The organism is Ruegeria sp. HU-ET01832, assembly GCF_040371315.1.
GTDB classification, from domain to species: Bacteria; Pseudomonadota; Alphaproteobacteria; order Rhodobacterales; family Rhodobacteraceae; genus Ruegeria; species Ruegeria lacuscaerulensis_A.
Genome location: NZ_BAABWL010000002.1, coordinates 895,991 through 922,022, shown reverse-complemented (window position 1 = coordinate 922,022; position 26,032 = coordinate 895,991). Strand labels below are relative to the sequence as shown.

Here is a 26,032-nt window from a genome sequence, read left to right as displayed (position 1 = left end):
GACTGACCTTTGCACGCATGGCATATCCCTTATGAAAAAGAAGGTTACTAAAAGTATACTGGTTGCTTTTTATCTCCGCCACCCCCAACTGCTTGGAAACGACATTCCCGAAATTGAAAAAAGGGCATAGACATGAGCAATATCCTGATCCTCAACGGCACACAGCCTTATGAAGCGGCCCCCGGTGCTCTGAACTCCAGCCTGACCGAACAAGCCAGCACCCAGTTGCGCACGCTGGGCCATGATGTCCGGGTGACTACGGTCGCCGAAGGCTATGATGTCGACACAGAAGTCGCGAACCACTTGTGGGCGGACACTGTCATCATGCAATTCCCGGTGAACTGGATGGGCGTGCCGTGGGTCTTCAAGAAATACATGGACGAGGTCTATACCTCGGCCATGGATGGACGGTTTGCACATGGCGATGGGCGCACCAGTGACGCCCCTAAGTCCAACTACGGTATGGGCGGCGTGTTGCACGATAAAAGCTATATGCTGTCAGTCACGTTCAACGCCCCGGTCGAAGCGTTCAACAACCCAACCGAGCCCTTCTTTGCCGGCGATAGCGTAGATGACCTGCTGAAACCGCTGCACCTAACGGCGAAATTCATGGCGATGAAGCCTCTGCCGACTTTTGCCGCGTTTGATGTTATGAAGAACCCGACGATCGAGGCAGATTTTGCCCGATTCCAGACGCATCTGAATTCTACATTCGCCGAGGCAGACGATGTCGCAGCCTGATATTCACCTGTACACCGCAGGAACGATGAACGGTTATAAGCCGGTCATTTTTCTGGAAGAGGCCGGAATTCCTTACGACCTCACCCATATCAACTTTTCCAAACAAGAACAAAAAGCGCCAGATTATCTGGCGCTGAATCCCAACGGTAAAATACCGACGATTTATGACCGGTCCGAGGGGCGCGCCATATTCGAAAGCGGCGCGATCCTGTGGCACCTGGCCGAAAAATACGGAAAGTTCCTGCCGGAAGACCCGATCAAACGATCCGAAGTCATGCAATGGGTTTTCTTTCAGGTCGGTCATATCGGGCCCATGATGGGACAGGCGATGTATTTCCAACATATCGCCGCCCCCAATGGGCACGACGAACCGTTCTCGATCCGCCGTTATGTTGATGAAAGCCGCCGCCTGCTAGAGGTTATGGACACACGGCTTGAAGGGCGCGACTGGATCGCCGCAGATGAATACACCATCGCGGATATGATGCTTTACCCGTGGGCGCGGGCCTATGTCTGGGCACGGGTCAAGGTGGACGATCTACCTCATCTGAACGCCTGGTTCGAACGCATCGACGCCCGGCCCGCCGTTCAGAAAGCGTTGACCATTCCCAAGGCAAACCCCCAATTCTGGGACTCAAGCGCCGATGCGTCGGCCTTTGCCAAAGAAAACGCCGCGCGGTTTGCGGGCGACGTCAAAAAATAGAAGCCCTAAGCATCATATGCGAGAATGAGGTGCTCTGCGGCCTCGGTCAGTTCGGGAAAGCGTGACCGTTCTTTGACGTACAAAAAGACCTGCCTTTGATCCTGCAGGTCTTTTATCTCGCGAAAGGCGGTGGCTTCGGGAATGAACTCTGCCACCGTTTGAGGCAAGACCGTCGCCCAATTGCCCGTCCTGACCATCGTAATCAAAGAATGTGTGTTGCGGATCGTGATGTCAGCCTGATCAATCGCTTGGTGAAACTGCGGCGACGTGATCAGGTCGCACAGGCTGTTTCGAATGAACGGCACGGTCCCCAGATCGGCAATACACGGGGGTTCAACCTGCCGGATCAGCGGGTGATCGGCAGCACAGACCAGCCCGAACCGGTCTTGTAACAAGGGCTTGGTATGAAAACCGTTCAGCGCGTGATGCCCCGAGGCAATTCCGATATCCGCCTTCCCTTCGACCAATGCATCCAGGACCTGCTGCGTGTCAGTGTCCCGCAGATCAACCTTCGCCCCAGGAAAGCGTTGTGTCAGGTGCCTCAGAACACGCGGAAACACCAGCGCAGCGACAGATGGCACCGATGCGATTCGCAGCAACCCCTGCTCGGCCGAAGCTACGGCTTCAATGTCACCTACGGCTTGATCGAACTGACGCACCTGTCTCAACGCAAGCTCAAAAACTTGCTCTCCCAAAGGGGAAAGACGATTCTTGCGTTCGCCTTCGAACAGTTTGCGACCCAAATGGCCTTCCAGTTGCTTAAGCGTCATGGAAACGGCTGACTGAGTTCGCCCCAGTCGGTCCGCAGCCTCGGTCAAGTTTCCGGATTGAACCACGGTACAAAAACATCGCAGGGTTTCGATCTTAATCGCCATATTTCAATTTCCCTGAAGTTTTCTTCACCTGTTTGAATTTGACTGATGGTAAACGAAAAAGCCATGCTCTGTGCAACTCTTGTTTTCTCTGAGGCGTGGTGTGACCAAACTGAACCTGATTGCCGGCAACTGGCTGGCTGGTGACTCTGAAATCGAAAACCGCAACCCGTCGGATCTGAGCGATCTTGTCGGCATGTTCGCCCAGGCCAGCGTGGACCAGCTGGACGCAACGCTAGAGCAGGCGCGCATTGCGCAGGCTGAGTGGGCGACGTATCTGCCTGAACGCAAGCAAGCTGTTCTGAACGCCATCGGCAACGAGCTGATGGCCCGCGCCGAGGAGTTGGGCACGCTGCTGTCGCGCGAGGAAGGCAAACCGCTGGCCGAAGGCAAAGGCGAGGTTTATCGCGCGGGACAGTTCTTTACCTATTACGCAGCCGAGTGTCTGCGTCAGATCGGTGAGAATGCCGACTCTGTCCGCCCCAGCGTTGAGATTGACGTGCGGCGCGAACCCGTGGGCGTCGTCGCCATCATCAGCCCATGGAACTTTCCCACCGCGACCGCCTCATGGAAAATCGCACCGGCGCTGTGCTACGGCAATGCGGTGGTATGGAAGCCTGCTAACATCACCCCTGCATCGGCTGTAGCTTTAACCGAGATCATTGAACGGCAGGATATCCCCAAGGGCCTGTTCAGTTTGGTGATGGGATCGGGGCGCAGCATCGGTCAGCGTCTGGTGGAAAGCCCCAAGGTGAACGCGATTTCATTCACCGGGTCGGTGCCGGTGGGCAAAGGGATTGCGGCAGCGGCCATCCAGAACCTGACCAAGGTGCAGATGGAGATGGGGTCCAAGAACGCGCTGGCCGTCATGGACGACGCCGATCTTGATCTGGCGGTGACGCTGGCGCTGGGTGGCGCGTTTGGGGGCACCGGGCAGAAATGCACTGCCTCGTCGCGGCTGGTTGTTCATGCGGGTATCCATGATGCGTTCGTCGAGAAACTGGTCGCAGGTACGCAAGCGATGAAAGTCGGTCACGCGCTGGAGGATGGCACCCAGATGGGGCCGGTCGTCAGCGAACAGCAATTGCAGGAAAACCTCGCCTATGTCGATCTGGGCAAATCTAAGGGCGCCGAGCTGGCCTGCGGCGGCGCGCGGCTGGAGATGCCTCATGACGGATTCTACATGTCGCCTGGGGTGTTCCTGAACACCACCAACGACATGCGCATCAACCGCGAAGAAATGTTCGCGCCGCTGACCAGCGTAATCAAGGTTGGCAGCTATGATGAGGCGCTGAGCATCGTCAACGACACCAATTTCGGCCTGACTTCGGGAATCGTGACCCAAAGCCTCGCCCGCGCCACGCATTTCCGCCGAAACGCTCGCACGGGCGTGGTCACCGTGAACTTGCCGACCGCCGGAACCGACTATCACGTCCCCTTCGGCGGACGCGGCGACAGCTCTTACGGCCCCCGCGAACAGGGAAAAGCGGCAGCTGAGTTCTACACCACCGTCAAAACCGCCTATATCAGCGCCGGGACGCCGGTCTGATGCGCATCGACGGGCTGCAATATGCCAACTGGTCGGAAAAGATTTTCCGACAACTGCGCGAAGGTGGCCTGGATGCGATCCACGTCACCATCTCTTATCATGAGAATTTCCGCGAAACCGTCCTGAACTTTGAAAAGTGGAACCGCTGGTTCGATCAATTCCCCGACCTGATCATGAAAGGCCGTTGGGCCAGCGACATCGACACAGCGCGCGAAACCGGACGGACGGCTGTTTTCTTCGGCTTTCAGAACCCCTCGCCCATCGAAGACGATATCGGTCTGGTCGAAATCCTGCACGATCTGGGTGCCCGGTTCATGCAGTTGACCTATAACAACCAATCCCTGCTGGCCACCGGCTGCTATGAGGCCGAAGATACCGGCATCACCCGCATGGGCAAGCAGGTGATCAAAGAGATGAACCGCGTCGGCCTTGTCGTGGATATGAGTCACTCGGCTGACCGATCCACAATCGAGGCCGCTGAACTGTCCGAGCGTCCCATCGCCATCACGCACGCCAATCCGCATGACTGGTCGCCTGCACTGCGCAACAAGCGCGATGTGGTGATCCGCGCGGTGACGGACCATGGCGGGATGCTCGGCTTTTCGGTCTATCCGCATCATCTGAAAAACAAATCAGCCTGCACGCTGGACAGTTTCTGCGAGATGATCGCCCGCACTGCCGACAAATACGGCGTTCAGCATCTGGGGATCGGCACTGACCTGTGTCAGGACCAACCCGACAGCGTGGTCGAGTGGATGCGCGTCGGGCGCTGGACGAAAGAAATCGACTATGGCGAAGGCTCGGCTTCGGCGCCCGGTTTTCCGCCCATGCCAAACTGGTTTCAGGACAACCGCGATTTTGGGAATATCGAATCCGGACTACGTTCCGTGGGTATGAACGAAGATGAGGTCTCAGGTATCATGGGCGGCAACTGGTATCGTTTCTTTGCTGAAAACTTCGGACCACGCGCATGATCGATCTGCACCGCGATATTGCACGCCGAGACCCCGCGCAGGTCATGCGACTGTCGCGATTGGGGTCGCTGCACCAATGTCGCCTTAGTTTCATGCGGCAATTGACCCGGCGGATGGCCCGCGAGAACTGGCGTTTTACCCGGCCCGTTTTTGACATCGACACGAACGGGGTGGGTCATGCGGTCTATACCGCGCACGGCCCTGAACGCGCTTATTCACTGGTTGCTTTCGCTCATGACCTGCCGCCCGAGCAACGCTCCGACCGCGTGATAGCCGAGGCTTGGGACGCCACATTTACCCTGTTCGATGGCATCCCCACGACCGAAGACATTGACCGCCTGTCTCAAAACGTCCCCTTGCAAGAGGCCGGGCGGATCAGCGAAAGCGAGTTGTCTCTGTCTCGCGCCAACCGTTCGGTCCGGCTTTGGGCGCATGTGGTCGACGCGCTGGCAGCAGGCACACAGCCGGACCCCGAGCAGATCTATCAGGTGGGCTACCTGATGCGCACCACGGCTGTTTATGGATCGGGCAAGTTCGGGGCGGCTGATCGTGAGAAAACTGCCGACCGCCCGGAACTGAGCGCCCCTTTCCAAACCGAGATGCTGTCGGTTTATCTGACCCGCACCTTCGTGCGCGATCTGGTGCAACATATGGCGCGGGTCAAAGGGGGCGATGAAACAGCCAGTCTGGACCCGGCGATTGCGCAGTGGCTGGGCATCGGCAATTCGACCGGTCTGGGAATGGCGCCGTTCATCATTAATCACCCCGTTCTGTTCAACAACTGGATCATGGTGCGCGAAGAGGCCATCGCGCGGGTGCGGTCCGTGCCACACGCCACACCGGACCGCATGGCACAGTTCCGCGCGATTTTCGAACGCAGCAAGCTGTCGGTGTCGTGGTGGCGCTCGGATCATCCGGTTCAAATCGACAAACTGGCCGCGCTCAAAACTGATCTGGACATGCTCACCGCCGAGCTGGCCAAGCGCGACCTGACCGAACACCACCCATGGGACGCTCTTATCCGCTGGTCCGAAGATCATCTGAGTGAAGAGGGGCAAGAATTGCTGGCCTCGCTGATTCTGGAACCTTATGGCGATTTGGTCGACGGTCTGGTCGATTGCATGGCCGACAGCAACGCAGGCGCGCAGATGATCGACGGCAGAATGAGCGTCGCACAGGTGCGCGCGCTGATCCGGCAGAGTTTTGACTGGGCGCTTGATCTTGACTGGCAGGAACAAGCCAACTGCGCCCGCGCATGGTACGTGTCCGAAGAAAAGCTGGAACCCCGCCTTGGCGAACGTTTCGAAGAACCAATCGCGGAGTACGAACAACCTCTGGCCCCTGCACGGGATGCGGCCGCTGCTTATCGCGCCCTTGAGGATTGGGAGGACACTGACAAGATCGCCGCGTTTCTCCTGCGCCATCCGGAACATCGCCACACCATAAGACGCGCGCAGATCGGTCGCGTCGCCCCGTACGGAGAAATCCGCGACAACACAATCAGTGCAAACGTGTTGCCCATCGACATGCTAAGGGCAAAACTATCATTCTTTGGAGCAACGCAGTTCGACCCGCGCTCGGACCGGTGGGTTCGCATCTGCATGTATTCTGGCGCGCCCTACCCGGACGAACTGAATACCGAAAACGCAGATCTTTGGGTTTACCCCGAGGCGCTACAATGAACCTGTCACTGAACGAGGTCGAAGCCACTGCCAAACGGGCAATGCGCGGTGTCGGACATAGCTGGGGTCACGCAGAAGAGGCCGCCAAGGCTACTCGCTGGCTTTGTGCTCAGGGTATGGACGGGACCGGGGCGTTAGCAAAACTGGCGAAACTACAAAGCGCGCAACCAAGTTTGCCCGCTGCCGACTGCCCTATTGCCGCCGGAGCACATCTTTCGGACCACGCTGCTGAGTTGCGCAAAGAAGACATCGCGTTGCGGGACATTGTTTTCCCGGTTTTACTTTTGCCCTTCGCAGCCAACGTGGCGCGGTTTTTGGAAACCCCCGTTTCCGTGACAATGGATAAGACACAGTTTGTGACCGATGGGTTTGCCCTCACCACGGCCTTTTCGGTCCCCGAACAAGCAAGCCAGATCACAATAAAGCGGGGCGGGATAATGATCCAAACCCATCCTCAGTGCACACGTGCCACGCCCGACCCTGCAGACTGGTCCGAGCTGAATCGCCTTGCCCACTTCACCTATGCCCCCGCAACCGAGGACTCCCGCCTGCGCGGGGCCGGAGCGGGTCTGTCTGACAACGATTGATGAGACCCAAAATGACCGAGACCCGCACCCTGACATTGACCCAGATCGAAGATCTGGCTTTTCGCGCCCTCGTTGCCGCTGGTACGACCGAAGCAAATGCGCGCCCCTTGGCGGTTGCAACTGCTGCAACCGAAGCAGACGGCGTCTCTAGCCACGGGCTTGCCTACATCCCGATCTACTGCGAGCATGTTCAATGCGGGAAAGTCGACGGTGCCGCCCAACCGGTGCTGTCACGCCCACGTTCGGGTGTTGTGAACGTGGACGCCGCCACGGGATTTGCGCATCCCGCAATTGATTTGGGGTTCGAGGCGCTGCTGCCTGCCGCCCGCGAACAGGGAATAGCGGCGCTCGCCATTCGCAACAGCTATAATTGCGGTGTTCTGGGGTATCACACGTTCCGGATTGCACAGGCTGGTCTGGTCGGGTTGGGATTCACCAACGCGCCAGCCTCAATCGCTCCGTCCGGGGGATCAAAACCTGTGGTCGGGACTAATCCGTTCTCGATCGCGGCTCCGGGCGCGAACGGGCAACCTTCGCTGATGATCGACCAAAGCGCCAGCACCATTGCGAAAAGCGAAGTCATGAAACACGCCCGAGAAAGCAAACCGATCCCGGTAGGCTGGGCGCTGGACGCAGACGGCAATCCAACAACAGACCCGGCAGTTGGATTGAAAGGGTCGATGGCGCCGTCCGGAGGTTACAAGGGTGTCGGCGTCGCCCTATTGACCGAGGTTTTGGCTGCCGCGCTTACGGGTGCCACTCTTGGCCTTAACGCATCTCCGTTTTCAGGTACTGTTGGCGGACCACCCAAAACCGGGCAGTTTTTCATTGCCATTGATCCAGCGGCCACGTCGCAAGACGCATTCGCCTCTGGTCTTGGCGAATTGGTTGACGCGATCCGATCCCAGGACGGCGCTCACCTTCCAGGAGACGGCCGAGCCGCCAACCGCGCCACGGCGCAGGCAAATGGCGTAGCTGTCAGCACAGCAACTTTGGACAAGGTCGAAGCGGTTCTAGGAGTTTGAAAATGGCCACCGGGCAGTGCTAGCGCACGCCATAGACAGTCATCGTAGAAGTTTCCGGCGTTCGGATCAGTTCCAGAAAGTCTGGGACACTTCCCGATTTTAAATCCAGGCTGAATCCCGAATACCCAATTCGAGACAACCCTAACAATACCGAATCATGGCCACATGTCACAACGTAGGTCACGCCATGTTCTTCAATTATTTCTTTCGCCGTTTCGGCATCCTTGGCAATCGAAAGTCGGGTTTGTGCCAGTATTCCCGAACCGTTTCGATGATATGGCGCCGCCAAAACTCTATGGGGGGTGTTGACCAGAACGTTGGTTCCAAAGTCCCAACTGACCGCGACCGTACCTTTCGGCAATCCGGCTAGCGCAGCGACCGATTCCTGCGTCCAGCATTCGCCCAAAGCAACGTTCCCACCGTATTCAGGTACTGATGCATAGTCAGTGGTCGGGAAAAGTCGGACATAAACCGAAAAACCGTACCCCCAAACCCCCGGCAAGATCGCAAGCAAAGGAATCCATATCAATACAAGAGAAAACTCGCCAAAGCGGCGTCGTAAGACACAACGCGCTTGGGTAACACATTTCACCAACGGGAACACCGAAAGTACCAACAGGCCAAGAGAACCACGAATCTGATACACAGTAATCGCCAAGGCTACGCCGAGCAGGATAGAAAATGATATCCACTCTGTGCGCCTAGCCCGATCCGCCCTGATTTGGAATAAACTGGCGAGCAGACCAAAGAACCCTGCGACGTAATACACGATATAGACATCGTTATAACCAGCGACACCATTGATAATATCGAGCAGGCCGCCTGTTTCAGAGACATGGTCCAGCCAAAATACTTTTAGGTCTGGGTCAATCGCATCCAACGGGTTTTGTGTGCACGCTGGAAAAAACGCGATTGACACTAACCCAACAGCTGCAAAGGCAAAAGCAAGACGCAACACCCTTTGCCATGCAAGTTCGGGTGTTTTTAAGGCAAGAATGTAAAGAGTACCGCTGCTCAGAATGACAGGGGCTGCAAGGTCGCGCGACAACGCATCACAAAACCCGCCCGCATAAGCCGCAGCAGGAGCTGAAAGCAGGAAAATCACGCACATACCCAAGCCAATTCCCGCACATATGTACATGACCTGCCTTTGTCGGGATTTACCGTGGTAGACCCAAGCACAGGCAATGCAAAAACATATCACGGCTAGCAGAGGAAGGTTTTCGATACCAATGGCTAGGCTGACCGAAATCGCAATGCCGCCGGCAATCAAACGCCTGATACTTCCAAATGGCGAAACCATCGCCAGAAGGGCAGTCAGCAATAGGACCATCTGGACGTTGTGGTGGTCGATACTTCCCGGCTGGAACCTTCCGTCGAAGCCGATGATGATACTGAACAAAACGGCAGTGTAAAAAAGCGCGGAACCACCAGCCAAAGCAAACATGATCTTTGCGGATACCAACATAGCCGCCGCAAGTGTGACAAGTGGCCAGATGAGCAAAGCGAGGTACTCGGCATAGGCGCGATCAAAAAAAACTTCGAAAAGTAAAATCAATCCGGCAATTGGCAAGTCGACCAAACGCGACCAATGCATAAGTGTACCGCCATCAACGCCAAGACGGTATTGCACCAAATCAAACCATCCCTGCCCTGCCAAAAAATCGCGCACTATGACAAGACGCATGGCGGCATCGTTGTCTAGATCCAGCAACAACTCTGTCGCTTCGGGCGCACGCAATATCTGCCGCACCGCAACGAGTGAAAAAAACACTACAAATGCGATTACACCTGAGGCGACAGTTGCTTTTTGTTTTTCGTGCATATCCTCACCTGTTCGGATCATCGCACAAGGATAGGCGGTATTTAACGCGCTATCACCTAGGTCAATGTCATTTGGTCTTGCCATCAGTTTTTCCGCTTACAGGATGACGGCTCAACAAATTGATACTAAATTATTATTTCCATAATTCCCCCTGACACCCGCCGCCATTTCAGCATTGGCGTTCAATTTCATTGCCCCGCGTCTGATCTTGTTTCGGTAACGTCCGACCACGTCGAGGCAGAAGAATTCCAAGGTGGCGGATAGCTAAGGTAAGCAATGCGTCGCGCTTCCCTCCGCCCCCGCGCAACAGTGTCAAGAAGCACAGCGCAAACAAAGGACAAAACTGCGATCACGAAACCTGAAAGCGCCGTAAACAGTGACGGGATTCGTTCGACAAGGCCAGTCTCCAGAAACTCCCGGAAGACCGAGGCAAAAACCACCAGAGACGGCAGAAATGCACACACTGCGATCGCTGAAAAGAACTGCATAGGCTTTTCTTCCTTCAGCATCAGCCCGATCATTCGCAGGATCCTAAAACCGTCGGCAACAGAGGATAGTTTGGAGTTCGAACCCTCCATGCGAGCCCGATATGGAGTGTCCATCTCATCAATCGGAAGCCTGAGTTGCAACGCAAAAACCGTTAATTCGGTTTCGATGTCGAAACCACGGGAATGAGCAGGAAAAGTCTTTGCAAAGCGGCGACTGAACACGCGGTATCCTGAAAGCAGATCTCCGACCTTACATTTGAATAACCATTCAACCAAACCTGTTAAAACTCGATTTCCGAACCGATGACCTGGACGGTAGGCCGCTTGCTCTGTACTGCTCCGATTTCCGGTGATCATGTCAAAATTCCCGGACACGAGCCGCTCTATCAGGGCCGGTGCGCTGGCCGCGTCATAGGTGGCATCGCCATCAGCCATGACATAAACGTCCGCGTCAATGTCGGCCAACATCCGGCGGACAACGCTACCTTTCCCCGGGCTGGCCTCAAACCCTACAACAGCGCCTGCTTCTTTGGCCACCTGCGCTGTGTTGTCAGTAGAATTATTGTCAAAGACATAAATGGTAGCATCTGGCAAAGCATCCTGAAATGCTGTCACTGTTGGACCGATGGCCACACTTTCATTGTAACTTGGCAATATCACCGCCACTCGCAAGCTGGCAGGCAGAGTCCTTTCGGGTTCTACAGTTTTCAAAACAACAAGTCCCGTGTCCAAATGCGGTTGCAGGTTGGGCCTGGCAATGCTGTTCAGCAAGACGTTTGCCACTAGCAGGCTGCCGTCGCGGAAGAATGTTGCCTAATCGCAGCAAATGCATTCGATCGCTTCCTCTTCTGTCCATGAAGATCGCCAGCCTCTGGACCCACTTCGGATCGGACGTATAACGGGTGTGGTAATTGACCAAACCCAAGCCGAAACCCAATGCGACGAGAAACAACCAACAAACTGCGCTTCGTTCTCGAGGACATCCTTCCCGCGTTTGTTCGAGACTCCGCTTTGTTCCGCATTCTGGCCGAATTAGCCTGGGGAAAGCACATATCGCGGCTTGCCGATTTCCGTAGTCGCGCCCCTTTTCTGACAAATGATGAGTACGAAGCACTCTACCGCGAGCATCCAAGGGTTCATGACGAGACTGACTGCTCTGACAAGTGTATCAACAAGATTGCACAAGAACTGGTCGAAGGATCAATCTGCGATGTCGGATGTGGCACCGGTGCGCTACTGACCAGACTGGCTGAACGTCGCCCCGGCCTGACCCGTAAGGTTGGCGTAGATTTCGTTGTAGATGATGCCGCCGCATTGGAAGGGATCGAAGGCATTTCAGCTCGCATCGAGGAACTGCCTTTTGAGGACGGTGAATTCGACAACGTGGTTTGCACGCATGTGATCGAACATATTCTGGATTACCGCGCAGCAATTGCCGAACTACGTCGCATCACTCGTAAGAGACTGATTATAATCGTTCCGCGCGAACGAGAATACCTGTATACTTTCAATCCACACTTCAATTTCTTCGCTTACCCACATTCGTTTCTACGCGCGATGATTCCGGTTCCGGATGACTTTGTTTGTATTGATATCGGACGCGACATTTACTACCGCGAAGATATAACCAGTTAAGAAAAACGGTTAGTTCTCGCAAAGCCTGTTGAGTAGAACAACGCGGGAAATGCCAATTCAACACACAGCGCGCATCATATTCACACCTGAAACCCACCCAAATATGCTGAAAAGCATAACGCTCAGCTGAACGCGTGGTTTTGAGCTGCAATGCGCGGAAACCTGAGCCTCAGACAGCGGTTCGTTCAAGAAGCACTAACGACTTGGAAAAAAGTCCCTGCGCTTCGGGTCAACCGATACCTATGACGGGATTTCCTTCAGACCGAGTATCCGTCAAGGACGTCTTGTTCGTTTGTAACGTGACCGAAAGGCATGTGAACAGGGATACACCCGATCCGGTTCATTCCGGCCGGACCGGATATCGATCCCCTTTTTCGTCAATCAGGATCAGCCGGTCGCCGCTGCGCACGTACAAATCGCAGCGACCGAACCCGTTGCGGTAAGCGATGCAGACGCTGCCGTCCTCGGCGATGGAATAGGTGCCAAAGGCGGCGTCTCCGCTGGCGTAGGTGTAGGAATATGAGCCTCCAGCCGAAAATTTGGCTTGCCCGTCATCAAAGAAGGTCAGCGTGCGTCCAGCCAAGGCATCCAGTTCTTCGGACGACAGGGGGACGTCTCCGGGTTTGGTGGGCCATTCGGCGGCAAGGGCGGGGCCAGCACTCAGCAAGGCGAGGATCAATAGTCGCGTCATGGTTACAGTCTAGACCGAACTGCTCTGCAACAGGCATGACATTGCAGTGAAAGGTTAGGCGACCATCTGTTCGGCTTTCTTCAGGTCGACCGAAACCAGCTGGCTAACGCCCTGTTCCTGCATGGTCACACCGAAAAGCCGGTCCATCCGTGCCATCGTCACCGCGTGGTGGGTGATGATCAGGAACCGCGTGTCGGTCTGGCGGCACATCTCATCCAGCAGGTCGCAGAAACGCGTCACGTTAGCATCGTCCAGAGGCGCATCGACCTCGTCCAGCACACAGATCGGCGCGGGGTTGGCAAGGAACACACCAAAGATCAGCGCGGTTGCAGTAAGAGTCTGTTCACCGCCCGAGAGCAGGCTGAGCGTCGAGAGTTTCTTGCCCGGTGGCTGGCACATAATCTCAAGCCCCGCATCCAGCGGATCGTCGCTTTCAACCATGACCAGATTGGCCTCACCGCCACCAAACAGGTGCTTGAACAGCATGGCAAAGTTCGAGTTCACCTGTTCAAACGCGGTCAGTAGACGCTCGCGACCTTCACGGTTGAGACTGGCGATGCCGCTGCGCAGGGCTTTGATCGCCTCTTCCAGATCGGCCTTTTCGCTGTTCAGCGTGTCGAATTCTTCCTGGACTTCTTTGCTGTCCTCTTCGGCCCGCAGGTTTACCGCCCCCATCGCGTCGCGCTGGCGTTTGTGGCGGTTAACCTCGGCCTCCAGCGCGTCGGCGGCGGGCATCTGGTCGGGGTTCACGTCCAGCTGGTTAAGTAACTGGTTTGGCGTCAGCTGCTGATCCTCGGCGATGCGTTCCGCAGCGGCGGTTACGCTTTCCTTGGCCGCGTCACAGCGTGCCTCGGCGGCGGCCCGGCTTTCGCGCGCTTCCGAGGCCAGACGTTCCGCATCACGTTCGGCCATCACCCATTCGCGCTGCTGAGCCTCAGCTTGAGCCAGCTTGTCAGCAGCCTCTGCCCGGCGCGTTTCGGCGGTTTCGATCAGTTCGTTCAGTTCCTCGCGCGCCTCAGCGATTTCGCCGGGGGCGGCCATCGCGTCGGTCAGCTCCTCCTCAGAGCTTTCCTTGCGCTCAGCCAGTTCCGAGATGCGTTTTTCCGCCGTCTCCAATCGGTGTTTCCAGCCGCTGAGGTCTTTCTTGACCTCCTGGCTGCGACGGGTCCGTGCTTCGCCCTCGCGGCGCAATTCGTCATGGGTCGAGCGGTGGGTCAGCATGGTGATCCGAGCGGCTTCGACAGTTTGTTTGATGTCTTCGACCTGCGCGCGGGCGCTGTCCAGATCGCCCAAGCCAGCGAGCGCGCCCTCGGCCTCGCGCAGTTGGGCGCGGGCGGACATGGCGTCTTCCTTGTGGCGATCCACGGCCAGCGTCAGGGTTTCCAGCTTGCCCTGCGCCAGATTGCGATCCGCCTCGGCCCGACTGAGCGCGCGTGCAGTTTCGGCCATACGTTGATCGGCGGACCGTCGCGCGTCGCGCGCACGGCGGTCAGCCTCGGTCACGTCGGCCAGTTGCTGCGACAGGGCCTCATGCGCCGCCCGCGCGCCATCGGCCTGCGCCTCGGTCCGGGTGAGTTCCTGTTTCAACGCTTCCAGCTTGTTTAGCTGTTCAAGCCGCAGCGCGGCTGCACTAGGCGCGTCCTCGGCCCAGGCGCGGAACCCGTCCCAACGCCACAGATCGCCCGAGCGCGACACCAGCCGTTGACCGGGTTTCAACGCCGCCTGCAGCCGTGCGCCTTGGTCCCCGTCAACCAATCCGATCTGTGCGATCCGACGGCTGAGGCGATCTGGGCCCGACACATGCAGCGCCAAAGGTTCAGCTCCTTCAGGCAAGGGCTGATCCGCGTCGTACTCCGCGACCTCCACCCAGCCCGACGGCCCGTCACCGTCGACCAAAGGCGCGCGCAGATCATCCGCCAGCGCGGCACCCAGCGCCTTTTCATAGCCCGGAGCAACGCGCAGCAGGTCCATCACCTGCCCGCCCTCAGCGGTGTCACGTTCAACCAGCTTGGCCAAAGCGGTGGTCTCGGCCCGAATGGCCCCCAACTCACCCTCTGCCTCGGACCGTTGCGCGCGAGCTTCAGCCTCACGCGCTTGCGTCTCGCTACGCAGCTCATCGGCTGCGGCCAGCGCTTCTTCGGCAGCCTCGGCGGCCTCGCGGGCTTCTTCTTCACCCTCTTGCGCGGCCTCGAACGCCTCGGCCGCGCGGGTCAACGCCTCACGCGCCTCATTCACGGCACCGCGCGCCTTTTCTTCTTCGCCCTCGGACCGGGCCAGCGTTTTGCGGCTGTCCTCGACCAAACGTTGCGCCGATTGGTGACGGGCGACCAGACGGGCCATATCCTCGGTCTGTTGCGAGAGGTGATCCTCGCGATCCTGCAGCACCGAGGCCGCCTCACGCGCGATTTCCGCCGCCTCGGCCACCTTGTCATCGTGACCTTCAGCCGCCTTGGCCAGCTCGCGGGCTTCCCATTCCAGGCGTTCGATCATCTGGCCCGCGTCACGGTTCAAACCGCTTTCACGCTCGATATCATTGCCAAGTTGTTGAATACGGTTGGTCAGGGTTTCAATCGTCTGACGCGCGCGGGTTTCCTGATCAGAAAGCTGGTCCCGCTGCACCTGCTGACGTTGCAACACAGCGGCTGAGATGGCCTCTTCCTCGCGCAGGGGCGGCAGGGTCTCCTCAATCTCGGCACGTTTGGCAGCGGCGGCGCGCGCCTCGGCCTCGGCGCGCGAGGCCTCAGTAATCCGTTCGCGCAGCTTTTCCTCGGCCTGTTGACGGGCCATGTCGCCCTCTTTCCAGCGTCGGTACAGCAGCATCCCTTCGGCTTGCCGCAGCTGTTCACCAATCTCGCGATAGCGCGCAGCCTGACGAGCCTGACGCGCCAATTGCGCCAGCTGCGTGCCCAACTGTTCCAACACGTCATCAACGCGAGTCAGGTTGGACTCCGTGCCCTTCAGCTTCAGCTCGGCTTCATGCCGCCGCTGATAGAGACCCGAGATCCCCGCAGCCTCTTCCAGAATGCGCCGCCGCGCTCGGGGTTTGGCGTTGATCAGCTCGGCGATCCGGTTCTGCCCCACCAGCGCGGGCGAATGCGCCCCCGTTGAAGCATCCGCGAACAGCATCTGAACATCGCGCGCCCGCACATCCTTGCCGTTGGTCTTGTAGGCACTGCCCACATCGCGGGTGATCCGGCGGATGATCTCCAACTGATCGGTGTCGTTAAACCCCGAAGGCGCTAACCGTTCCGAATTGTCCATGGTCAGGACCACTTCGGCAAAGTTGCGCGCGGGTCGCGTGGCCGCCCCGGCGAAAATCACATCTTCCATCGCGCCGCCACGCATGGATTTGGGGCGGTTTTCGCCCATCACCCAACGCAGCGCCTCTAACAGGTTGGACTTGCCGCAACCATTCGGTCCCACCACACCGGTCAGCCCGTCCGCGATAATCAGATCGGTCGGATCGACAAAGCTTTTGAAGCCGGTGAGTTTGAGTTTGCTAAAACGCAAAGGCAATGAGTCCCGTGATTCCTATACGCTGGAAGTCTGCGCAACGGATTGGGGTCGAGTCAACGAACTTGCGCAGGATATGGGATATCAGCCCAAGTTATCCACAATATCTTGGCAAAATACGCAGGAATTCGCGTATGTCAGTAGGCAGTACACTCGAACACCTGATAACCGTAGCTATCGCCGATGTGATCGAAAATACCTGTGTCCACGCATTCGTAGTTCGGGATGGCCACCGCAGTCTGCAGCAAGCGCTCACCCGCCTCTCGGTCGCAACCTAACACCCCAATCGTCACAGCGGCATCGCCCAGCACATCCAGAATTGGGCACCCCGAAACCTGTGCCATCGCCTGAGCAGCGCGACCACGGATCGGTCCGAGCCGCGGGGCGTATTGCATGTTCACCCGCACTGCTTCGGCCAGATCATCGCGCACGCGCACGTCAAAGACACTACCATTCACCGCCACACGCGTCGCGGGCACATCGCGGAAATGAGGCGTGCCCGCCGAACATGCAGCCAGGACCAGCAGGGCGAAGTATCGGATCATGTTCTCTATGGTGAGGTGGAATGGTTAACAAACCCTTTCCACTAGTGGCGCAGAACCTGACCCAGACGTTTAATACCCTCTCGTATCGTGGCCTCGTCCGAATTGGAAAAACTCAACCGGATTGTATTCCGACCCGAGCCATCAGGAAAAAATGCGCGCCCAGGTACAAAAGCCAGCTGTACCGTTTCCAACGACCGTGACAAAAGATCGGCCCCGTCATGTCCTTGGGGCAAGGTCAACCAGACGAACATTCCGCCTTCCGGCTTGGTCCATTGCACCCCTTCGGGCATTTCCCGCCGCAAAGCGTCCAGCATCGCATCGCGCCGCGTGCGATACGTTGCGCGCACACGCAAGATGTGCGTGTCGAAACAAGCACGTGCTACTTCGTTGATCGACATCTGATTGATCGTTGGCGAATGCAGATCAGCCGCCTGTTTGACCAAAACCAACTGCGAAATGACCTCTCGCGAAGCAACAACCCAACCCACGCGCAAACCGGGCGACAGTGTCTTCGAAAAACTGCCGCAATAGACTGTCCGGCACGCCTCGATCGTTCCCTTTCGGGTAAGCTCCAAGGCAAGAATCGGCGGAACTTCTTCACCGTCATAGCGCAAGGCCTGATACGCGCCATCCTCGATCACTGCGATATTCAGGTCCTCAGCAAGATCAAGCAGTGCCTCACGTGTAGCGCGGTCAACAGTTTCACCCGTCGGGTTTGCGAAATCCGGGGACAAATAAGCGAATTTGATCTTTCCATCACCGGACGCAGCTGCATATTCAGCCGCCCGGCGGTTCGCCTTCAAGTCCAACCGATCAAAACGGGGCTCATATGCGTCGAATGCGTTGATTGCGCCCAGATAGGTCGGCCAGCCAACCAAGGCTGTGTCTCCGGGGGACAGGTAAAGTTTTCCTAAATAATCCAGCGCTTGCTGCGAACCCGACGTGATCAGGATGTTTTCCGCGGAACATTTGATTCCGATCTGCTGCATATGTCCGACAAGCCATTCACGAAGGGGAAGATATCCTTCGCTGACCGAATATTGGAGCGCATGAGGCCCATCCCCAAGGCACGATTGGAACGCATTGGCAAAGGCATCGGCAGGAAACAAAGCCGGGTCGGGAATACCCCCGGCAAACGAGATAATCCCCGGCTGATCCAGCAGCTTCAGCAATTCACGAATCTCTGAGGCTTTCATCCGTGAGGCCCTGGTCGCAAACAAATCTGGCGTTGACATAAGGCTCCTCCGTTTAGAGGCAGCGTAATAGATAATGCATTAATGTCAATATTGCTGACCTAGTAATGTTATGTCCTTTCTAGGCATTCTTGAACCGGGCCTGAATCCGTGGTCATATGATTTGACCAATCTGGAAAAGTGTCCCGATGCCCTTTCAAAAAATTCAGACCGAAAAGCTATCGATCGCGGTGGTTCGACAGATCGAACTGCTGATCCTTCGGGGCATCCTGCGCCCGGGCGAACGACTGCCTGCCGAGCGTGAAATGGCCGAGCGGCTGGGCGTGTCGCGGCCGTCGCTGCGGGATGCGATATCGGAACTGCAAGAACAAGGGTTGCTGACGGCTAAAGCAGGCTCGGGCATATACGTCGCCGAGGTCTTGGGCTCGGCGTTTTCCCCTGCTCTGATCCGACTGTTCGGGAGCCATGAAGAGGCTGTTTTCGATTATCTCTCATTCCGACGGGATATGGAGGGCTTGGCAGCTGAGCGCGCAGCGAGAATGGGATCTGAAAGCGACTTGAAAGTTGTCCATACGATCTTTGAAAAGATGGAGGCCGCCCATGCCCGCAATGCGCCGGAAGATGAGGCTAATCTGGACGCCCAATTCCACATGGCCATCATCGAGGCCAGCCACAACGTCGTTATGCTGCATATGATGCGGTCGATGTTCGATCTGTTACGACAGGGCGTCTTTTACAACCGCCAAATGATGTTCAATCAGCGCACAACCCGAGAAGCCATCTTGGACCAGCATCGAGCGATCAATACCGCGCTACAGGCGCGTGACCCAGAAGGCGCCCGCGAAGCCGTCCAGAGACACTTGAATTTCGTTCAGCAATGCACACAGGATCACCAAAAAGCCTTACGGAACGAAGAAATCGCAAGGCAACGGCTGGATCACGAAACACGCTGACCTGGTACGCGGCACCGCCTGAGTTTCAGCAATGGTCACAGCTTGCGAATAACTCGTGCAAACCTGTGCTTCCAAAGACTCACGTTCTTTATCGGTTTTGGATCGCAATCGGTCAGTCCGGGAAAACTGCTATCAGCTTCGAACCAACTACGCAGCTTGGTAGGCGCGGCCAGAACGGATTTCGTAACGGCGTCAGGGCTATCTGCACTCTGCTTTTCATTGGCTATTACAACCAGCATTTCTGCATGATAGGCGTCTATTGCTTCTGAACGTTGGCCTGTGCGGAACCGAAACGCACCGATCTTATCGTGAACGGGGATCAGTTCGGCATAGCGTGAAAACCGCAGCCAAAGTTCGCCATCCACAGCCAAGGACAGGCGCTCGTCAAGTTGTCCTCCGGCTTTGTCCCAAAGGCTGCGTCGCCAAAATGTCGACTCCTGCTGCACCCACTGATAGTCGCCCGCAAGAAACCGTTGATACGAAATTGGCCTTGGGCGTCGAGAGGCCAAAATACGTCCTGCCTCGTCTATCGTCGTGAGCTTGCCCGTCACCCAGTCCAACTTTGGCTTTAGCGCAAAAAGAGACCCAACAAGTCCGAGCCCTCCCGGCATTAGGACATCATCGGAATTGATCCACCCCATGACCTCGCCAGTGGCGAGAGCAAACCCCTTGTTGACCGCGTTGGCTTGACCCGTATCCGGCTCGGATATGATATGTGTGAATGCCCCGCGATATCTTTCGACAATATCAAGCGACCCGTCTGTGCTTCCCCCATCCGACAAGATCAGCTCAAGACTGGGGTAAGACTGGCTGACAACTGACGCAATGGTCTGCTCAAGAAATTCGGCGCAGTTCAGGTTTGGAACGACCAGACTTATCTTGGGCATATTCGTCATGCGTAATCCTACCACCCAAGACCAAGCTGCATTGGTGCAAAAAAGTGTTTCTGTGCGACTGCATCATTTCTGACAAGCCGATCATTGCAACAGCTTCTTTGGAATGCGCTTTCCGCTGCCGGGGCCCATATGCTCGGTTTGCGCCAAAGTTAAAAGACCGGGGTCAATAAAAAGACGTTTTCCCGCGCTTCGCATCGAATGATGCAGAGTCGTATGCTCGCAGGTGATTTGACCGGTCTCATCCCGTGGCTGGTACGTCGCACCGCGCAAAGCTTCGGTCTTATACAAGCCCAACCCGCCGAAAGCACTCTCCACCTCAATCAGAGGCGCGTCGGTTGGTATTGAGTATTGACGACTATAGATGACTTTCCGCTGCATCCGTCGCCACCAGACACTGCGCAACATCCGTGGTCGCGTTAGCGCCGTAAGCTCTCGCCACGGGTCTTGATCGCTCCAGCCCGCACATCGCAAGGCGTAAAGGTCATAATATGCAGGCAATGAGTTTGCAAACACAGCGTCCCATTGTGGCACCTGACGCGCCGCCGCGCTCAACACCTGACTTGTTTTCATCTGCGTATTGGGGCCGTCCATATCAAGAACCAGTGTCAAAGGATGGACCGGATTGGTGGCAAGAAGATGTTCAAGAACTGCATTTCTGGCGACGGCAATACGCTCTACGCGTTCATCGAACAGGTCCAACATACTGTCCAGAAAGAGCACATCTACTCCCGCGTTCTGAGCCGCGTAATCTTGTAGGATGTCGTCGGTATTGTCTTTATTATCGTTGGTCGCGATGATCACGCGACTGCTCTCAAGGTGCGCCCGCAGCTGTTCGATGCGCAAGAGCGTTGCGGTCAGGGATTCTCCACCATTTCGAACAATGCCGAGAATGTTCATCAAAATTCCAGCAATTCAGGCGAGGGGTCTTTCAAAGCGCCTTGACCCGAAAGCGGGCTTTCGGGTCAAGGTTTCGAATTATGTTCAGCGGTCAGTGCAGCTTTTCGCCTACATCCGCGATGGCCGCGTCGATCAGCTTGTTGGCCTGCGTAGCTGTCATCTGCTTTGCCAGAACCGCGTTGGCCGCGGAAACAGCAACGGTGATGGCCTGATCGCGCACCTCTTTCACGGCAGAAGCCTCCGCCGATGCGATCTGGTCCTGTGCTGCCGCCAAACGACGAGCAATGGACTTCTCCAGATCGACCTTGGCTTGTTCAGCTGCCAGTACCGCATCGTCCTTGGCTGCTGCCACGATGGCATCCGCCTGAGACTGCACTTCGCGCTGCTTGCGCTCATACGAGGCCAGCAAGCTACGCGCTTCTTCGTGCAGGGCGCGGGCTTCGTCCAGTTCGGACTTGATGCCTTCGGCCCGCTTGTCCAGCGCGCCACCGATCATGCCGGGCACCTTGAAGTAGAACAGAACCGCGATGAACACGATGAAGCCCAGCAGGACCACAAAGTCGGTGTTGCCAAGCGAGAAGAACGGGCCACTTGCGGCCAGCGCTGGGCTGGCAGCGCCGAGGGTCAGGATAAGGGCAAGAGTATTCCGCATGTCACTTATCCTTTCATCTGCGCGTCAACGGCACCGTCGATGGCTTTGGCATCCGCCTCGCCACCCAGTGCTGTAACCAGTTCAGCTGCCGTATCCTTGGCAACCACTTGAATGCTTTCCAGCGCACCGGCACGGATTTCGGCAATTGCCTTTTCCGATTCAGCCGCTTTTGCAGCGATTTCAGCATCCGCCTTGGCAATCGCGTCATCCAGACCAGACTGAATCTCGGCGCGCGCCTCAGCAGCGATACGCTGCGCTTCGGCACGGGCATCGGCCAGCGCCTTGTTATAGGCCTCTTCGGCCTCGACCGCCTTGGCCTTCAGATCTTCGGCCGCAGCCAGGTCATTTGTAATGGTCCCCTGACGCTCAGCCAGGATTGCCGCGATGCGGGGCAGAGCCACGCGGGACAGGACCAGAAAGATGACGACCAGCGTGATGACCAGCCAGAAAATCTGGTTGGGGAACCAATCAAAGCAGAGCTGCGGCATCCCGATGGCCGACCCATACGAGTCAACACAGGAGCCTGCTACTTCTTTGGCTAGGGGTTCAGTCGCCATGATGTCCTCCGTCGGAACGTTGTCTTTACAACAGGTGGGCCGCTATGGCTTGGACCCACCTGCGCGTAAGGATCAGGTTCCGCAGATTAGACGGCGAACATCAGCAGCAGCGAGACCAGGAATGCGAAGATCCCCAGGGCTTCTGCGAATGCGATACCGATGAACAGGGTTGCGGTCTGCGAAGCAGCCGCCGAAGGGTTGCGCAGGGCGCCGGCCAGGAAGTTGCCTGCAACGTTGCCCACCCCGATTGCGGCTGCGCCGGAACCGATTGCTGCCAGGCCTGCGCCGATGTGTGCGAGATCGCCTTCCATGATGTATCTCCTTACGAATTGGAAGTTTCGATGTTTGGTTATCGTTCCTGTGCTGGGTGCAAGACCCAATCAGTGATGCGGATGCAGAGCGTCCTTGAGGTAAACACAGGTCAGAATGGTGAATACGTAGGCCTGGATAAAGGCCACCAGGACCTCAAGACCGTACATTGCGGTGATTGCCAGAACCGACACGGGCGAGATCACGGCAATCGCGGCAAAGCCTGCGAACACCTTGATCACCGCGTGGCCCGCCATGACGTTACCGGCCAGACGAATGGAGTGGCTGACCGGGCGCACAAAGTACGAGATCAGCTCGATGATCGCCAGGATCGGGCGCAGCGCCATCGGCGCGCTGGAGACCCAGAACAGGCTCAGGAAGCCCGCGCCGTTCTTGACAAATCCCAGAATGGTGACGGTCAGGAAGACAGCCAGCGCCAGCGGGATGGTCACGGCGAAATGCGATGTGGTGGTGAACGAGGTCGGGATCAGGCCCAGGAAGTTCGCGGTCACGATGAACATGAACAGGGTCATGACATAGGGGAAGAACTTGACGCCTTCCTTGCCGCAGATGTCTTCCAGCATCTTGTAAATGAAGCCGTAGGCCAGTTCGGCCACCGACTGCATCCGGGTCGGAACAATCGCACGCTTCGAGGTTGGCACGATCAGCAGCAGAACAATCGCTACGATCGCAAAGAACAGCCACAGCGTCACGTTGGTGATGGTGAACATGCCCACCGCACCGTCGCCGAACAACGGTTTGACGATGAACTGGTCCATCGGGTGGAATACCAGGCTGCTGCCTTCTGCTGCGGTGGTCTCGGTTGCCACGTTCAGTCCCTCTCGTCCTTCTCGGCAGCCGTCGCCGCCGTTTGTTTCTCTTGGACCTCTTTCGCGCTGCGGAGCATAACCTTCACGCCCGCGACAAGGCCCAGCAATGTAAACAGCACCAGAAAGATCGGGATCGTCCCGAGCAGGCTGTCCAGCCCGTATCCGATGCCAAACCCGATCCCCAGACCAGATACCATTTCGATGACCATCCTCCAGGCAAGCTCGCCACCGGATATGTCACTGTCTGCGCGTTTGGGGGGCTGTTTAGCCTTTTTCGCCGCGTCGATCTTGGCCTCCAGCTGCGCCATACGCTGCTTTTGGTCGTCATCGGTCACGGGCGTTTCCCTCGCACAGTCTTGGGTAGGGTGCTAAGGCGATGCGGGCATAGAGTCAACGGTGTATAGGTCGCACTCGAATTGCATTTAAGCCTTTGATTTTAAATATTAAAATATTCCACTGTCTCGCCGCAGGCGTACCCGTTGATCCTGCGCGGGCATAAATGGACCGGATCTTCCATATTCAACCAAATGGTTGACCAAAGCAGACCGCTGTGATTGAGCGGAAGCATGTCCAGTGATCTCGATACCGTTTTCGCGGCCCTTGCCGACCCCACACGCCGCGCCATCCTTGCAATGCTGTTGGAGGATGACATGGCCGTCACCGATGTTGCCGAACCGTTCGAGATGTCACTGGCCGCGATCTCGAAGCATTTGATGATCCTGACCAAGGCCGGGCTGATCAGCCAGGAAAAACGCGGCCGGGTGAAATGGTGCAAGCTGGAACCCGACGCGCTACGGTCGGCCTCGGTCTGGATGCAGGGGTTCGGACAATTCGAGCCGGTCAACCTGGATGCGTTCGAACGGTTTCTGGAAAGCCAATTGCCTTTGACAGACGACACCTGACCAATTGACAATGGCAGGCGCATGTTTCGTTGTATGCTGCCAAAACCAAATCTATCTCTTCTAAGGATGACGCAAACGGTTCATGCCGCACAGGTCGAGACGTTTTGCGGCCTCGGCCTGTTGAGCAACCTTCAGTTCAGTTTCGATCGGCCTTAAAAACAGGTTCCGCCCCTTTGGGTCCGTCGGGCCTGAGGAGCATCAACAATGCAACGCATGTCAGAGCGACGCCGACCAAAACCAGTGCCACGGGGGCGCCGTTGCCCAGCGCAATCTCCCATAGAATGACCCAACTGGGGACAAGATAAGTATAGGCCATAACCTTGGCCGACGGCAGACGCAGGGCCGAAAACTGAACCAGAACAAAACTGGCGGCGGTCGCGAAGATCGACAGATACAGCAACCCGATCCACACGATCATGGGCAGGTTGGCCCAGTCGGTGTCGCGAATGTCGGACCACGCATAGATCGTCAAAAGCAGGCAACCTGCTACCATGGTTCCGAAACTGAACACCACGGCGGGTTCGCCGCGGTTCAGTTTACGCACCATCGGCGTATAAACAGCATGAGCTATACACCCCCAGAAATAAATGACCTCACCCTTGTTGATTTGAAAAGCCGTGAACGCTTGCCAATCCGCCCGGAAGATCACCCAAAGCGCCCCAACGGCCCCAATGCTTAGCGCCAATGCCATCCTTGGCGTGGTGACCTGACGCAACAGAAACCATCCGGCGATCGCTGACAAAACCGGAGTCAGGGTAAAAACCGCAGCCGCGCTGACCGGAGGGGCGGTCTTCAGCCCGTGAAACATAAGAACAAAATAGGTCGCAAAAAGCCCGCCCAACACCAGGTAACGCCAAGGAGCTTGCGCAGCGCTGCGCGGCAAGCCTGTGGTCATCAACGCTGTTGCCCCGATCACGATGGCCGCAATTGCAAACCTCACGGCAGTGACCGCCTCGGGCGAGATCTGGTTGGCAATCATTGAGCCTAGTGAGAAACTGCCCGCGACCAAGGCAGAAAAGACCAGCATGGCCAAATGGCCACGCGCCGGAGGGGTCATTGCTGCCAGCCTTTGGATTGCTCTTTCAGATAGGAAAGGAACGACTGCACCTTGGTCGTGCGGTGCAAATCCACATGCGTCACCAGCCAAAGGTTGCCGAACCACTCGGACAGCGGCGGGATCACCTCGATCAGATTGGGGTCACGGGCAGCCTCCCACCGCGCCATGAAACCAATGCCTGCTCCAGAAAGAACGGCCTCGCGGATGCAGAAATTGTTGGTGCAGCGAAAAGTGATGCGATCAGCAGGGACCGTTTCGCGCAACCAACGCGAAAACGGCGCGCGGCTGGTTTCGTCATCGGTACTGACAAAGAAATGGCTGGCAAAATCCTCGACCCCGGCTGGTTTGCCGTGACGTTCGATGTATGCCATGCTCGCATATAAGCCGACCTCTTGTTTCATGAATGGCTGCACAACATTGTCGGGCTGATCCGGCGCCGACCCGGCGCGGATCGCCACATGTGCCTCACCATATTCCAGCCGGAATAGACGGTCACCGGTCAGATAGCGGACGATCAGATCAGGATGCAGGCGCTGGAATGTGCTCAGCACCGGCACAACCAACGGCGCCAACGAGGACAGAGAAGTCACCACCAGCTCTCCGGATACGTCGTCTCCGCGGCCTTTCATGCGCCCAACCAACTGGTTGAATTGATCTTCGGTCGCTTGCGCTACGCGCAGAAGGTCGTCGCCCGCCTCGGTCGGCGTGTATCCACGGGCGTGGCGCTGGAACAATTTGACCCCCAGCCGCGCCTCGATCGCGTCGATATGGCGGATAACGGTGGCGTGGTGAACGCCCAACACTTCGGCGGCACCGCTGACCGTCCCCATGCGCGCCACCTGATACGCGGTTCTCACTTCATCCCAATTGTCCATTGCATCTTGTCCATTGTGCAAATTTTAACACTTACTGTTGGGATATCAGAGTTTTGTTCACCAACGCAACATTCATATTGG

Annotated in this window: 26 protein-coding genes; 10 read left to right on the top strand and 16 right to left on the bottom strand. The window is 57.0% G+C overall.

The window, feature by feature from the left end; all coding sequences use genetic code 11:
- Positions 1-132: 132 nt before the first annotated feature.
- Positions 133-741 carry an NAD(P)H-dependent oxidoreductase gene (locus ABWV79_RS09815; RefSeq protein WP_353391640.1) on the top strand — a complete coding sequence of 203 codons (609 nt, stop codon included), beginning with the start codon at positions 133-135 and terminating at the stop codon, positions 739-741.
- A complete protein-coding gene (locus tag ABWV79_RS09810) occupies positions 728-1,444 on the top strand; it encodes a glutathione S-transferase family protein (protein WP_170755046.1) in 717 nt (238 codons plus the stop codon). The genes ABWV79_RS09815 and ABWV79_RS09810 overlap by 14 nt, the downstream gene beginning before the upstream one ends.
- A 5-nt stretch (positions 1,445-1,449) precedes the next feature.
- On the opposite strand, the gene ABWV79_RS09805 is transcribed toward ABWV79_RS09810, so the two are convergent.
- Positions 1,450-2,319 (bottom strand): LysR family transcriptional regulator, encoded by an 870-nt coding sequence (locus ABWV79_RS09805; RefSeq protein WP_353391638.1) that lies wholly within the window; start codon positions 2,317-2,319, stop codon positions 1,450-1,452.
- Positions 2,320-2,419: 100 nt separating this feature from the next.
- Between ABWV79_RS09805 and ABWV79_RS09800 the strand changes: the two genes are divergently transcribed.
- From ABWV79_RS09800 to ABWV79_RS09780, 5 genes are read left to right on the top strand one after another with little or no spacing between them, the layout of a single operon-like run.
- A complete protein-coding gene (locus tag ABWV79_RS09800; protein WP_353391637.1) occupies positions 2,420-3,865 on the top strand; it encodes an aldehyde dehydrogenase family protein in 1,446 nt (481 codons plus the stop codon).
- A complete protein-coding gene (locus ABWV79_RS09795) occupies positions 3,865-4,839 on the top strand; it encodes a membrane dipeptidase (RefSeq protein ID WP_353391636.1) in 975 nt (324 codons plus the stop codon). The genes ABWV79_RS09800 and ABWV79_RS09795 overlap by 1 nt, the downstream gene beginning before the upstream one ends.
- Positions 4,836-6,521, top strand: a complete 1,686-nt coding sequence (locus tag ABWV79_RS09790; RefSeq protein WP_353391635.1) for a hypothetical protein — start codon at positions 4,836-4,838, stop codon at positions 6,519-6,521. Before ABWV79_RS09795 ends, ABWV79_RS09790 begins: the two co-directional genes overlap by 4 nt.
- A complete protein-coding gene (locus tag ABWV79_RS09785; protein ID WP_353391634.1) occupies positions 6,518-7,108 on the top strand; it encodes a DUF3726 domain-containing protein in 591 nt (196 codons plus the stop codon). The genes ABWV79_RS09790 and ABWV79_RS09785 overlap by 4 nt, the downstream gene beginning before the upstream one ends.
- Before the next feature lie 11 nt (positions 7,109-7,119).
- Complete coding sequence (locus ABWV79_RS09780) at positions 7,120-8,133, top strand: Ldh family oxidoreductase (RefSeq protein ID WP_353391633.1); 1,014 nt, start codon at positions 7,120-7,122, stop codon at positions 8,131-8,133.
- A 19-nt stretch (positions 8,134-8,152) separates the two neighbouring features.
- On the opposite strand, the gene ABWV79_RS09775 is transcribed toward ABWV79_RS09780, so the two are convergent.
- Complete coding sequence (locus tag ABWV79_RS09775; protein WP_353391632.1) at positions 8,153-10,042, bottom strand: hypothetical protein; 1,890 nt, start codon at positions 10,040-10,042, stop codon at positions 8,153-8,155.
- Positions 10,043-10,146: 104 nt separating this feature from the next.
- Positions 10,147-11,217 carry a glycosyltransferase gene (locus tag ABWV79_RS09770; protein ID WP_353391631.1) on the bottom strand — a complete coding sequence of 357 codons (1,071 nt, stop codon included), beginning with the start codon at positions 11,215-11,217 and terminating at the stop codon, positions 10,147-10,149.
- Positions 11,218-11,382: 165 nt separating this feature from the next.
- Here ABWV79_RS09770 and ABWV79_RS09765 point away from each other — a divergent pair, with 165 nt between their 5' ends.
- A complete protein-coding gene (locus ABWV79_RS09765; protein ID WP_353391630.1) occupies positions 11,383-12,081 on the top strand; it encodes a class I SAM-dependent methyltransferase in 699 nt (232 codons plus the stop codon).
- A 340-nt stretch (positions 12,082-12,421) separates the two neighbouring features.
- Here ABWV79_RS09765 and ABWV79_RS09760 read toward each other — a convergent pair whose 3' ends face one another.
- The 4 genes from ABWV79_RS09760 to ABWV79_RS09745 all read right to left on the bottom strand — a co-directional run bounded on the left by ABWV79_RS09760 (position 12,422) and on the right by ABWV79_RS09745 (position 18,065).
- Complete coding sequence (locus ABWV79_RS09760; protein ID WP_353391629.1) at positions 12,422-12,772, bottom strand: hypothetical protein; 351 nt, start codon at positions 12,770-12,772, stop codon at positions 12,422-12,424.
- Between the two features lie 54 nt (positions 12,773-12,826).
- The gene (locus ABWV79_RS09755) at positions 12,827-16,282 is read right to left on the bottom strand and encodes a chromosome segregation SMC family protein (protein WP_353391628.1); all 3,456 of its coding nucleotides are present in this window, start codon (positions 16,280-16,282) and stop codon (positions 12,827-12,829) included.
- Positions 16,283-16,422: 140 nt separating this feature from the next.
- Positions 16,423-16,830 carry a hypothetical protein gene (locus ABWV79_RS09750; protein WP_353391627.1) on the bottom strand — a complete coding sequence of 136 codons (408 nt, stop codon included), beginning with the start codon at positions 16,828-16,830 and terminating at the stop codon, positions 16,423-16,425.
- 41 nt (positions 16,831-16,871) lie between these two features.
- Positions 16,872-18,065: an aminotransferase-like domain-containing protein gene (locus tag ABWV79_RS09745; protein ID WP_353391626.1), complete on the bottom strand. Its 1,194-nt coding sequence runs from the start codon at positions 18,063-18,065 to the stop codon at positions 16,872-16,874.
- 146 nt (positions 18,066-18,211) lie between these two features.
- On the opposite strand from ABWV79_RS09745, the gene ABWV79_RS09740 reads away from it, so the two are divergent.
- Entirely contained in the window at positions 18,212-18,976 is a 765-nt protein-coding gene (locus ABWV79_RS09740) for an FCD domain-containing protein (RefSeq protein WP_353391625.1), read from the top strand.
- Between the two features lie 35 nt (positions 18,977-19,011).
- Here ABWV79_RS09740 and ABWV79_RS09735 read toward each other — a convergent pair whose 3' ends face one another.
- The 7 genes from ABWV79_RS09735 to ABWV79_RS09705 all read right to left on the bottom strand — a co-directional run bounded on the left by ABWV79_RS09735 (position 19,012) and on the right by ABWV79_RS09705 (position 23,452).
- Positions 19,012-19,872 carry a glycosyltransferase family 2 protein gene (locus ABWV79_RS09735; protein ID WP_353391624.1) on the bottom strand — a complete coding sequence of 287 codons (861 nt, stop codon included), beginning with the start codon at positions 19,870-19,872 and terminating at the stop codon, positions 19,012-19,014.
- An 81-nt stretch (positions 19,873-19,953) separates the two neighbouring features.
- Positions 19,954-20,769: a hypothetical protein gene (locus ABWV79_RS09730; protein WP_353391623.1), complete on the bottom strand. Its 816-nt coding sequence runs from the start codon at positions 20,767-20,769 to the stop codon at positions 19,954-19,956.
- A 91-nt stretch (positions 20,770-20,860) separates the two neighbouring features.
- Entirely contained in the window at positions 20,861-21,421 is a 561-nt protein-coding gene (locus tag ABWV79_RS09725; protein WP_170356120.1) for a F0F1 ATP synthase subunit B, read from the bottom strand.
- A gap of 5 nt (positions 21,422-21,426) precedes the next feature.
- The gene (locus tag ABWV79_RS09720; RefSeq protein WP_353391622.1) at positions 21,427-21,978 is read right to left on the bottom strand and encodes a F0F1 ATP synthase subunit B'; all 552 of its coding nucleotides are present in this window, start codon (positions 21,976-21,978) and stop codon (positions 21,427-21,429) included.
- Positions 21,979-22,064: 86 nt separating this feature from the next.
- Positions 22,065-22,289: a F0F1 ATP synthase subunit C gene (locus tag ABWV79_RS09715; RefSeq protein WP_005981269.1), complete on the bottom strand. Its 225-nt coding sequence runs from the start codon at positions 22,287-22,289 to the stop codon at positions 22,065-22,067.
- Positions 22,290-22,358: 69 nt separating this feature from the next.
- Positions 22,359-23,117, bottom strand: a complete 759-nt coding sequence (locus ABWV79_RS09710) for a F0F1 ATP synthase subunit A (RefSeq protein ID WP_170356118.1) — start codon at positions 23,115-23,117, stop codon at positions 22,359-22,361.
- A gap of 2 nt (positions 23,118-23,119) precedes the next feature.
- Positions 23,120-23,452, bottom strand: coding sequence for an AtpZ/AtpI family protein (locus ABWV79_RS09705; protein ID WP_170356117.1), 333 nt, complete (start codon positions 23,450-23,452; stop codon positions 23,120-23,122).
- Between the two features lie 231 nt (positions 23,453-23,683).
- Here ABWV79_RS09705 and ABWV79_RS09700 point away from each other — a divergent pair, with 231 nt between their 5' ends.
- Complete coding sequence (locus ABWV79_RS09700; protein ID WP_170356116.1) at positions 23,684-24,019, top strand: ArsR/SmtB family transcription factor; 336 nt, start codon at positions 23,684-23,686, stop codon at positions 24,017-24,019.
- A 136-nt stretch (positions 24,020-24,155) separates the two neighbouring features.
- Here ABWV79_RS09700 and ABWV79_RS09695 read toward each other — a convergent pair whose 3' ends face one another.
- On the bottom strand, positions 24,156-25,076 hold the full coding sequence (locus tag ABWV79_RS09695; RefSeq protein ID WP_353391621.1) for a DMT family transporter: 921 nt from the start codon (positions 25,074-25,076) through the stop codon (positions 24,156-24,158).
- Complete coding sequence (locus ABWV79_RS09690; protein WP_353391620.1) at positions 25,073-25,951, bottom strand: LysR family transcriptional regulator; 879 nt, start codon at positions 25,949-25,951, stop codon at positions 25,073-25,075. Before ABWV79_RS09690 ends, ABWV79_RS09695 begins: the two co-directional genes overlap by 4 nt.
- Positions 25,952-26,032 lie beyond the last annotated feature (81 nt).